Source organism: Methylophilus sp. 3sh_L (assembly GCF_046766015.1).
Taxonomy (GTDB): domain Bacteria; phylum Pseudomonadota; class Gammaproteobacteria; order Burkholderiales; family Methylophilaceae; genus Methylophilus.
Window position 1 is genome coordinate 25,221 of record NZ_JBKOUF010000010.1, and the last position, 10,104, is coordinate 35,324.

A 10,104-nucleotide genomic window follows, 5' to 3' on the forward strand; every position below is an offset into this window, starting at 1 on the left:
AGGCTATTTTTTGGAACGTTTGCTGCTCAGCTTGTCGCGTTGCTGTATGAGCTGGCCACGGGTTTCTTCGTAGCAATCTGCAACCGCTTGATATAGCAAGGAAATCGCCGGTGCATCCTTCATGTCTAGCCCGAGCAGGCGACGGCTGAGTTTACTCAATGGAATCAGTCCCATATTGGCAGATTCCCCGGCCAGGCTATGCGCCAGTTTATGGACTTGTGCAAAGTTGAGGTCCATGCATTGTTTGCCCAATTCGCGGATCAGGTCGTCTGTGCTTTCAATAAACTCGCGGATGAGCTTGTTTAAAAATGCCTCACTGCCACCAAGCTTGAGCAAATGCGCCATACGATCCTGATCCAGTAACGGCTCAGTCATTGGCGTAATGGTCGGGATGCTTTCTGCAGCAACAGGTGTTTCTGTGGCGGCTGCAGCGGCCTGTTTTCCACGTTTTCTGGCAGTGGCAGTGGTTGTCGTAGGTAGCGCTTCTGCGCCTGCTTGCGTGTCCAGGGTGCTTGCAATCGCTTCAATCAGGGTTTGGATTTGGCGGGAGACGACCGGCTTGGTCAATACCTGATAAACGCCAGCGCGCAAACAACGGTCCTGGGTGGTTTTGGTCGCGTCTGCCGTCAGGATCACGGTACGGATGGGCTGGCTGCCAGGCAATGCATGATAAATCCGGAAGACTTCCAGGCCATTCATTTCCGGCATGTTGTAATCGAGGATCATCAGGTCAAACTGATGCTGTTCCAGTGTATCGAGGGCGGCATTACCGTTATCAACCGATTTGACCACACAATGCATTTTTTGCAAGGTTTCATTCAGGATCAGGCGGTTGACGACATTGTCATCGGCAATCAGTACCCGTATTTTTTTGCGGAAACGTGTGTGGCTGCTTAAAGGCACCACATTGGAGGCATTATCAAGGTTGATTTCGGTGCTGCGGTCAACACTGGGCGCGCTGGCATGTGACAGTGGCAGCGTCACTTCAAACACCGTTCCGGCATTTTCTTTACTGGTGACGCTGATGCTGCCGCCCATGACCTCCACCAATTGCTTGGCGATGGTTGTCCCCAGCCCGCTACCGCCATAGCGCCGGGTAATACTGCTATCGGCTTGGGTGAAACTGTCAAAAATGAGGGGCAGGGCTTCGGCTTTGATGCCAATGCCGGTATCTTTGATGGTGAAACGCAACAGGCTGCGGTTGGCATAGTGTTGCAGTTCATTCACGGTCACCTCGACGCCACCCTGCTGGGTAAATTTAATCGCATTGGCGATCAGGTTGGTCAAGATTTGCTCCAGGTGATGCATGCTGCCCAGGAAATGCCGCTCTGCTTCGGGCGCCAGATTGAACTTCAGCCACAGCTGCTTGCGCTCTACCTCAAGTTGAAACACCAGATGCAGGCGTTTGATCAGGTCCGGCATGTAAAAAGCAATTTGTTCAAGATCCACTTTGCCTTTTTCAATCTTGCTGATATCCAGCACATCATTAATCAGCTTTTTGAGGCTGGTGGCGGAGGCCCCCACCATGGTCAGCAGCTCGGACTGTTTGCGGTCCAGCTTGGTCTGTGCCAGAAGTTCACTGGCGCCGATAATGCCATTGAGCGGGGTCCGCATTTCATGGCTAATATTGGAGAGAAAGTTGGTTTTTGCCTCGCTAGCCTGATCCGCCTCTTTGGTGGCTTTCTCCAGGCTGACTAACAGGCGTAATGCATGGGGGGGGATCAGCAGCAGTGTCAGTAAAAAACCGTAAGCCAAATGCTGATGTTGTATCCAGTAGGGGTTTAAATATAAGGTCAGGCTAAACCCCACCAGGCTCAGCAGGTAACAGCCTTTGAAAAACTTGGTGCCGTAGCGCAAGCCGTAGCCAATAATCAGCCACAGGTAAATCCCGATAAACACGCCTGCCATCGCCCCGGAAATCATTTGCTCCAAAGAGGTCGCCGTGATGTCCATCAGCATGGCGGTCCATTGCCGTTTTTCGTTTTTTGCCGGGTTGCGCAAAATATTATACAACATCAAAAAGCCAAAACCCAGATAAATCAGGCACAGCAATACCGGTTCAAAACTGCTGCGGTTAATGAGCAAGTAAAGCGTGATCATGCTGACAAATAGCACGCGGATCAGCGCCTGCTCAGTTTCATAACTGACAGATTTGATCTCGCTTACTTTGTACACCAACTGCTTTACTAGGGTACGCATGTTTGATGGGATATCAGGGTATTAGCCAATGATTAATTAATGAAAAGCTCAACTTTATTGATAGTTAACGGCTTTTTCTTAAGATAACTTAAAGTTTAACAGGGCGAGTTTGATTATCAAAGTAAGTTTACTTTTTGGCCGTGCAAAATAAGATTGTGTTTTGCCATTGCTATGCGCAAAATACCGCCCTGATACGAGATGCTGTCTGATGGCCGAAGTAGAAAGTGTAATGAATGATGACTGATCAAGCGCCAGCCCCTTCAAGATGGTCACGTTGGCTCGCCCGTAGCCGCATGGTGTTGCCTATCTTCTTTTTTGTCGGTGGCTTTGTCTGGGATGCGATTACCATAGGCAAAAAAGTCGCTATGTCCGACATGGTCATTTTTGCCTTATATTTGCTGGTGGCCGCCATCCTGATGTACCAGCTGGCCGAACCATCCTCCGCGATCAGGCGATTGGGCGAGCGGCTATTGAGCTTCCAATGGGTGCAGCACAAAGTCACGCGCTGGCCAGTGCACGATTGGCCTTACTGGGTATTGCAGTTTTTGTTTGGCAGCCTGCTCAGCGCCCTGTTTATCCTCTATTTTAAAAGCTCCAGCGAAGGGGTGGCGTGGATTATTACCCTGATATTGGGTGCCTTGCTGGTCGCCAACGAGTTTCTTGAGAGCGAATACCGGCGCCTGAGTTTGTGCTGGAGTATGTTTGGCCTGTGCTCCATCCTCTGGTGTAACTTTGCCTTCCCTTTTTTGTTCGGCAGTGTGCATGCGGCGTGGTTTTACCTGAGTACCTTGCTGGGGGCGACCATCACCTATGTGCTTTACCAGCGCGCGCCGCATCATAGAGGCAGAATCTGGCCAGTGTGGGTGATCGCCGGGTTACTGATGCTGGCTTACCGCGAAGATATGATTCCGCCTGTCCCGTTGGTTAAACAGGCAGTGGTCGTGGCTTATGATTTGGAGAAGTCACCGCAAGGCTATTGGATGACGGTGGAGAAATCTCCCTGGTGGCAGTTCTGGCGGGTGGATACCGACCATTTTTACTTGCAGGCTGGGCAACGGCTAGTGTGTTTTTCTGCTATCTTCGCACCGCAAGGCCTCAAAACCCGGCTCGTACACGATTGGCAAAAAAAACAAGGCGACCAGTGGGTGAGTGTATCCACACCTGGCTTTTCATTGACCGGCGGGCGAGACAGTGGTTACCGTGGCTACACTTATAAAACCAATCTCACGGCAGGGGAGTGGCGGGTACGTATCCAGACAGGTAACAGGCAAACCATCGCCAGCCATCAATTCACGGTGTCTATCGTGCAAGCGCCGGATACCCATAGACGCGTCAGGATTCGTTATTAGCCTAGATGTTTAGTTGATGATTCAGGCGTTTCCTGCAATGGCGTTTAGATAAACGTCCTTAACGTTGCCGGCCTTCGCAACTGGCCTGTGCCCCAGCATCTTGCGCTAATATTTGTGCCAGCCATGGCAAGTGCGGCTCCACCGTTTGGCGCAAGGTCCACGGCGGGTTAATCACCCACATGCCACTGCCAAACATGCCAAAACCATCGGCTGACGGCGCTTCAACATCCAAAGTCACATGCAAAAAGTCGGTGTCCAGGCGGCGCAGCTTGTCTATCATTTGCTGCGGTTCTGGGCGTTGCAAGCGGGGATACCAAATAAGGTAGGTCCCGGTAGCAAAGCGCTTCAGGCTGTCTTTAATACACTCCACCACGCGTGAGTAATCATCTTTGACTTCATAAGGCGGATCAATCAGCACGATCCCGCGTTTGGTCGGTGGCGGCAAGCAAGCCTTGATGCCCTCAAAGCCATCTTTCTGCTGAATCGCGATTTGCCGCTTTTGCGCTGCAAACTGCTGCTCCAGCAAAACAGCATCAGCCGGATGCAGCTCAAACAAGCGCAATTTATCCACCGGGTTGATCAAATGACTGGCCAGCCAGGGTGAGCCCGGGTAAAGCATCTGCTGATCTTTATTTGCCGCGGCAACAGCCTCGAGATAGACCTGAAAAGGCTCAGGCGCCTGGCTTTGCTGCAAACGCAAAATGCCATCTACGTATTCCGCCGTTTTATTTGCCACGCTGCTATCCAGACGATACAGCCCAGCGCCGGCATGGGTATCAACCACCCAGTAAGGCTTATCTTTCTGGTTAAAATAATCCAGCACCAGGCTGAATATCCAGTGTTTTAAAACGTCGGCATGATTGCCAGCATGAAAGGCGTGTCTGTAACTTAACATGATGATTTTCTCTACAAGCCAGCATTATCCCAGATTTTTCAAAAGAGACTGTTTTATGTCGGATAAGCTATTGTGAAAAGCAGCTAATTTGCATTAGCATGCCATCATGAAACCTAGCCGTACACCTCACGAACATTCTCACTCTTCTGGTCGCTGCCCCTATGGTCACGATCACGCAGATCATCACGGTCATGATCACAGCAATGAACACGCGCATCGCCATGATGATCACGAGCACGGTAACCCGTTCTCGCTACCATTTCTCGCCATTTCCATCTTTACCGTGGTCGAGTTTGTCGGCGGCTGGTGGACGCAATCCCTAGCCTTGCTCAGCGACGCCTGGCACATGCTGTTTGATGTGCTGGCCCTTGGCCTCGCGATGTGGGCAGCACAGCAGGCACGCAGCGGACATCCAGCCTCCAAGCAAACCGAGCGCCGCGTCTCCATGATCAACGCCGTCTCCATGCTGCTAGTCACCGGCTGGATTGTGTACGAAGCCATCGAGCGTCTGCAAAATCCACGGCCAGTCGCAGGCGGTTATGTCAGCATCATTGCTCTGGTAGGCTTACTGGTTAACGTTGTTGTTGCCAAACACATGCATCATCAACAACACCATCACGGTGGTGATGAAAACTTAAACCACCGTGCCGCATTCCTGCATGTGCTAGGCGACTTGCTCGGCTCTGTTACCGCCGTGGCCGCAGGCGTAGTCATCTACTTTACCGGCTGGATGAACATAGACCCCATCCTCTCCATCCTGATTTCAGTACTGCTGCTGGTGGTCACGCTCAATCTTATCCGCGATATTCTCCGCGGTGGAGCCGGTCATCACCACTAGTTTAAAGATCATTTAACCAACCACAGAAGGAGCGTCAATATGCCTTATGTCAATGTGAAACTAGCAGGCTCAGTCACCAAAGAGCAGAAAAAACAAATTGCCAAAGAGATTACTGAAACATTGCAAAAGCACGCCCACAAGCCAGCGAATTACACGTATATCGTGTTTGAAGAGGTCGAGTATGAGGATTGGGCGATTGGTGGGGAGCTTTTAGGGTAGGTCAATGCAAGCGAAACGAAAACCGAAAGATTTTAATCACGTTGCGTTTGTGGAATTTATGAAATATAAGGCTATAAAAAATTGCCTAACCAATCTCTAGAGGGACTTCCCCTTGATGTCAAGCGAAACCCACCTGAACACTCGAGAATTCGGGTGTTTTTTGTTTGTATTTCATATTCCCAGCATCACACCAATCATCCTGCTAGTTTTCAATATCTTAAAAGGGTTAAACTGCCTCTGGCCTTGATGCGGATCAGTGTTGGTTACGCGGGCCAGGATAATAGCCGCGCACAAAGACCTCATTCCATCATCGGCCTGACAAGAACGAATCATCAGTACCAGATTCTATTCTTAGATGAGCACATTCCATGATGAGGCTCAACGGTAATGACTTGGATTTTTTATTCCAATTTAAATGAAAAAGCCCTGCATAAAACAGGGCTCGTTTAGTATTTGTGATTCAAACTATTGTCATGTGCGCCTTGCAGTAAAACTTAGTAAACCCAATCCTAGAACCAACAACGCGTAAGTACCCGGTTCTGGGACTGGTACTGAAATAGCATTTCCATACAGTCTAAAGGCTAAGTCGCTCTGGACGGTCGTGTAACCATTAAACTGCGCAAAAGGATTATTTGGGTAGGCGGTGATAAGTACTTTATGAGAATTATTTCCATAAGGAGCATCCATAATTCCTAATGTTGGAATCCCATAAAATGAAATCCAGTAATTTTTGTTAGCTTCGAGCGTCACGGGACGAATAATTGTCCCCTTTGCTTCAACATAAGCATATAAATCACTCTCAAGTCCCTTTGTTCCAGTTAACTGCACTTTCTCAGAAACAATGATTTCTCCTGGGGTTCCGCTCAGATCCTCACGAATAATTAAATTAGTTTTATATGGCGACCAATCTCCGTCTACGATAATCGGAATAAAAGCAAAACGAGAATAGTAAAGATCTACTCCGGTCAAAGAAACGTCATTGGTGAAATTTATTTGTTCGTAGTGCTGACTATAAAAATTATTTGACCAAGATGAATTGTAGATGTTGTATTGATCAGGACCATATAATTTTCCGTCGGTACTTTCTGGACTAAAGTCCCATAAAACAGTTGCATTAACACTAAATGAAAATAGCAGGAAAGCTATTGTTATTATTCTTAACATTTTTAACCTCTCACAATTTTAGTTAATTATTCTTATTCATGAGTCTAGCAATCTTACATTTACTTGTAAATCGGATGATATGACTATTGTGCTTTACTCGGTTCAAAGATGGGCCGCCATTTATAGCGCGTTTGATGTTTCGGAATCAGTTGTGGCTCGAAGCTACCTGCGCGGTCTCCGGGGATTTAGTAGGCAATTCGCCAAAATCACCTTTGAGGCTTTTGCGGCTTTTACCATTACGGGTGTTGTCAGTGGCATTCTTTGACTGGCTCATGCTTATCGTGGCTAAGGTGTTCGGCCATCTCTGCTTAAAGGGCGCGTTCAATCAAGGCTTTGGTTATCTGTTTGAGCAATCCATTCTCACCAATTAAATTTTCGGGCTTTTTATAGTTCGCCAACAATCCATCAATCAGGTCATTGGGGGGATACGGTCATTTCTACACTGACATTTTGGGGCAGAGCAAAAACGTTTATTAAAATTTAATACTTTTTAGCTTGGCGCTTGTAATTCACTTTTAACCTGAAACCAAAATTTATGCACATTGAAAATAAATTGTGCATTTACGTTGTTGAATGGCTTAAAACTCGAGTCAATATCTGATGTTAAAATACTTAGATGTTTGACCCCAAACCCATCCTGAAAAACCTTCCAAACCTGCCAGGCGTTTACCGCATGCTCAATGCGGAAAATACCGTGATCTATGTGGGTAAAGCCAAAGATTTAAAAAAGCGGGTTTCGAGTTACTTTAATAAAAATCTCGCTAGTCCGCGTACTAAGATGATGGTGTCGCAGATTACCAATATCGAGACGACGGTGACGCGCTCTGAGGCTGAGGCGTTGCTGCTTGAGAATAACCTTATCAAGAGCATCATGCCGCGTTATAACGTGTTGTTTCGCGATGATAAGTCTTATCCCTACATTAGCCTGACAGGCGATGCGTTTCCGCGGCTGGCGTTTCACCGAGGCACGCAGCGCAAGGGGCATCAGTATTTTGGGCCTTTTCCCAGCTCGCCTGCGGTGCGTGAGAGCATACAGTTGCTACAAAAGGTGTTTAAGCTGCGCACCTGTGAAAATACGGTGTTTGCCAATCGGTCACGGCCTTGTTTGCAGTATCAGATTGCGCGATGTACGGCGCCGTGCGTGAACCTGATTTCCCAAGAAGATTATGCGAGTGATGTGCGTCACGCGGCGCTGTTTTTGCTGGGCAAAACCAGTGAGGTGATTGATTCTTTGGCTGATGGGATGAATACCGCAGCTGAGGCCATGGAGTATGAGCAGGCGGCGGTGTTGCGTGACCGTATTCAGGCCTTGCGTCAGGTGCAGGCTAAGCAGTTTGTCAGTGACTTTAGCGTGAGCGATGCGGATGTGATTGCCTGCGCCGAGATTGAGGGCCAGCACTGCATTAATTTGGTGATGATCCGTGGTGGACGCCATTTGGGCGACAAGAGCTTTTTCCCCAAGAATGCGCAGGATGCCGAGCTGGTAGAAACGGTAGAGGCGTTTATTACCCAGTATTATGTGGCGCAAAACACGCCGCCTTTGCTGGTGTGCGGGGCAGAGATCGACAAAACCGAGTTTGAAACCATGCTCAGCGAGCAGGCCGAACGCAAAATCCGCGTGCTGACCAATGCGATTGGCGATAAAAAAGTCTGGCTCAAAATGGCGCAGACCAATGCCGAGTTGGCGCTGCAACAACGGCTGGCGACTTCGGCTAACCAGCAGGCACGTTTGCTCTCGTTGCGTGAGGCGCTTAACCTGGCCGAGAACACCGAGCGGATTGAGTGCTTTGATATCAGCCATACCATGGGCGAGGCCACGGTGGGCAGTTGCGTGGTGTTTGACCGGGGAGATATGCAAAACAGTGAATACCGCCGCTATAACGTCACCGGCATCACGCCAGGCGATGATTATGCGGCGATGCGGGATGTGCTGACCCGTCGCTATAAAAAAGTCGCTGCCGGCGAGGGCAAGCGCCCGGACCTGATTTTTATTGATGGCGGCAAGGGCCAGTTGGGCGTGGCGATGGAAGTCATGCAAGAAGTTGGTTTGGATGATATTTTGCTGATTGGCATTGCCAAGGGCGAAGAGCGCAAGCCTGGCCTGGAAACCATGATTTTCTCGGACACCGGCGAAATGCTTAATCTGCCCGTGGATAACCCAGGTTTGCACTTACTGCAACAAATACGCGACGAGGCACACCGGTTTGCCATTACCGGTCACCGCGCCAAGCGCGCCAAAGCCCGGATCAGCTCCAGCCTGGAAGACATTGAAGGGGTAGGGGCCAAGCGCCGTAAAGCTTTGTTGACGCGATTTGGTGGCCTGGATGCAATAAAAAGTGCTAGCATAGACGAGATTGCACAAGTAGAAGGCATTAGCCTGGCACTGGCACAAACCATATACGAACGATTGCATTAAGCCATTGCAACAGCCTCGAGCAAAATAAACATGTGGAACGTCCCCAATATACTCACCCTGCTACGCATCGCGATGATTCCGGTGTTTGTTGGTATCTTCTTTTTACCGGCGAATGCCGTCACTGCCGACGGCCTGCCAGCACACTGGGTGAATCTCACTGCAGCCAGCGTATTTATTCTGGCTTCATTTACCGATTGGCTGGACGGTTACTGGGCGCGTAAATATCATCAAATGTCCAAGTTTGGCGCCTTTCTAGACCCGGTCGCTGACAAACTGATGGTGGCCGCCGCCTTGATTGTGCTGGTGGAGTTGCACCGCGTCGGGGCTGTTGTTGCACTGATTATCATCGGCCGTGAAATTGCCATCAGCGCCTTGCGCGAGTGGATGGCCAGCATAGGCAAAAGTGCCAATGTCGCCGTTGCCATGGTCGGTAAAATCAAAACCGCCGCACAAATGGTCGCAATCATCCTGCTGCTGTGGTTCGATCCATTGTTTGGCATTAACATCCAGTGGCTGGGGGAATGGCTGATTGTCATTGCCGCATTGCTGACCCTGATCTCTATGGGCTACTACCTGCGTGCAGCGTGGCCGGCGATACGCGAAACCATCTAAAAAAGCAAGGCGAAAAAAGACATATTATTTTCAAAATCTTCCTTGACACCGGTCTCAAAATCATTAAAATGCCAGCTTCTTTACGACACATGACGTAAGGAAATACGCGGGAATAGCTCAGTTGGTAGAGCGCAACCTTGCCAAGGTTGAGGTCGCGAGTTCGAGACTCGTTTCCCGCTCCAAATTCTGGGGAAAGCGCCGCTTTCCCTTTTTAACATAAGTTGTTTTTATGTTGTTGGTTCTGGCGCGATAGCAAAGCGGTTATGCCGCGGCCTGCAAAGCCGTTTAGGCCGGTTCGACTCCGGCTCGCGCCTCCAGTCTCATGTAGTAAATATGCGGGAATAGCTCAGTTGGTAGAGCGCAACCTTGCCAAGGTTGAGGTCGCGAGTTCGAGACTCGTTTCCCGCTCCAA

At 49.4% G+C, this 10,104-nt stretch carries 8 protein-coding genes, 3 tRNA genes and 1 pseudogene; 8 read left to right on the forward strand and 4 right to left on the reverse strand.

Annotated features, from left to right (window positions below):
* Positions 1-3: 3 nt before the first annotated feature.
* Positions 4-2,199, reverse strand: coding sequence for an ATP-binding protein (locus ACIDF8_RS14485; RefSeq protein WP_412011323.1), 2,196 nt, complete (start codon positions 2,197-2,199; stop codon positions 4-6).
* A 233-nt stretch (positions 2,200-2,432) separates the two neighbouring features.
* Here ACIDF8_RS14485 and ACIDF8_RS14490 point away from each other — a divergent pair, with 233 nt between their 5' ends.
* The gene (locus tag ACIDF8_RS14490; RefSeq protein WP_412011324.1) at positions 2,433-3,548 is read left to right on the forward strand and encodes a DUF2914 domain-containing protein; all 1,116 of its coding nucleotides are present in this window, start codon (positions 2,433-2,435) and stop codon (positions 3,546-3,548) included.
* Between the two features lie 58 nt (positions 3,549-3,606).
* On the opposite strand, the gene ACIDF8_RS14495 is transcribed toward ACIDF8_RS14490, so the two are convergent.
* On the reverse strand, positions 3,607-4,443 hold the full coding sequence (locus ACIDF8_RS14495; protein ID WP_412011325.1) for a 23S rRNA (adenine(2030)-N(6))-methyltransferase RlmJ: 837 nt from the start codon (positions 4,441-4,443) through the stop codon (positions 3,607-3,609).
* Between the two features lie 106 nt (positions 4,444-4,549).
* On the opposite strand from ACIDF8_RS14495, the gene ACIDF8_RS14500 reads away from it, so the two are divergent.
* The gene (locus tag ACIDF8_RS14500; RefSeq protein WP_412011326.1) at positions 4,550-5,281 is read left to right on the forward strand and encodes a cation diffusion facilitator family transporter; all 732 of its coding nucleotides are present in this window, start codon (positions 4,550-4,552) and stop codon (positions 5,279-5,281) included.
* A 39-nt stretch (positions 5,282-5,320) separates the two neighbouring features.
* Complete coding sequence (locus ACIDF8_RS14505; protein ID WP_018985002.1) at positions 5,321-5,500, forward strand: tautomerase family protein; 180 nt, start codon at positions 5,321-5,323, stop codon at positions 5,498-5,500.
* A 471-nt stretch (positions 5,501-5,971) separates the two neighbouring features.
* On the opposite strand, the gene ACIDF8_RS14510 is transcribed toward ACIDF8_RS14505, so the two are convergent.
* Complete coding sequence (locus tag ACIDF8_RS14510) at positions 5,972-6,664, reverse strand: PEP-CTERM sorting domain-containing protein (protein WP_412011327.1); 693 nt, start codon at positions 6,662-6,664, stop codon at positions 5,972-5,974.
* Positions 6,665-6,786: 122 nt separating this feature from the next.
* A pseudogene (locus ACIDF8_RS14515) lies at positions 6,787-7,077 on the reverse strand (transposase); the annotation flags it as partial.
* A 203-nt stretch (positions 7,078-7,280) separates the two neighbouring features.
* Here ACIDF8_RS14515 and uvrC point away from each other — a divergent pair.
* From uvrC to ACIDF8_RS14540, 5 genes are all read left to right on the forward strand, one after another.
* The gene (uvrC, locus tag ACIDF8_RS14520; protein ID WP_412011328.1) at positions 7,281-9,080 is read left to right on the forward strand and encodes an excinuclease ABC subunit UvrC; all 1,800 of its coding nucleotides are present in this window, start codon (positions 7,281-7,283) and stop codon (positions 9,078-9,080) included.
* 30 nt (positions 9,081-9,110) lie between these two features.
* The gene (gene pgsA, locus ACIDF8_RS14525) at positions 9,111-9,692 is read left to right on the forward strand and encodes a CDP-diacylglycerol--glycerol-3-phosphate 3-phosphatidyltransferase (RefSeq protein ID WP_412011329.1); all 582 of its coding nucleotides are present in this window, start codon (positions 9,111-9,113) and stop codon (positions 9,690-9,692) included.
* Positions 9,693-9,798: 106 nt separating this feature from the next.
* Positions 9,799-9,874, forward strand: a tRNA-Gly gene (locus tag ACIDF8_RS14530).
* A gap of 61 nt (positions 9,875-9,935) precedes the next feature.
* Positions 9,936-10,009 (forward strand) — tRNA-Cys (locus ACIDF8_RS14535).
* Positions 10,010-10,027: 18 nt separating this feature from the next.
* A tRNA-Gly gene (locus ACIDF8_RS14540) sits at positions 10,028-10,103 on the forward strand.
* Position 10,104 lies beyond the last annotated feature (1 nt).

Bases quoted from the DNA above. Each gene is read 5' to 3' on its own strand.
- ACIDF8_RS14485 (WP_412011323.1), bottom strand. From the start codon at position 2,199: ATGCGTACCCTAGTAAAGCAGTTGGTGTACAAAGTAAGCGAGATCAAA.
- ACIDF8_RS14490 (WP_412011324.1), top strand. From the start codon at position 2,433: ATGATGACTGATCAAGCGCCAGCCCCTTCAAGATGGTCACGTTGGCTC.
- ACIDF8_RS14495 (WP_412011325.1), bottom strand. From the start codon at position 4,443: ATGTTAAGTTACAGACACGCCTTTCATGCTGGCAATCATGCCGACGTT.
- ACIDF8_RS14500 (WP_412011326.1), top strand. From the start codon at position 4,550: ATGAAACCTAGCCGTACACCTCACGAACATTCTCACTCTTCTGGTCGC.
- ACIDF8_RS14505 (WP_018985002.1), top strand. From the start codon at position 5,321: ATGCCTTATGTCAATGTGAAACTAGCAGGCTCAGTCACCAAAGAGCAG.
- ACIDF8_RS14510 (WP_412011327.1), bottom strand. From the start codon at position 6,664: ATGTTAAGAATAATAACAATAGCTTTCCTGCTATTTTCATTTAGTGTT.
- uvrC (WP_412011328.1), top strand. From the start codon at position 7,281: ATGTTTGACCCCAAACCCATCCTGAAAAACCTTCCAAACCTGCCAGGC.
- pgsA (WP_412011329.1), top strand. From the start codon at position 9,111: ATGTGGAACGTCCCCAATATACTCACCCTGCTACGCATCGCGATGATT.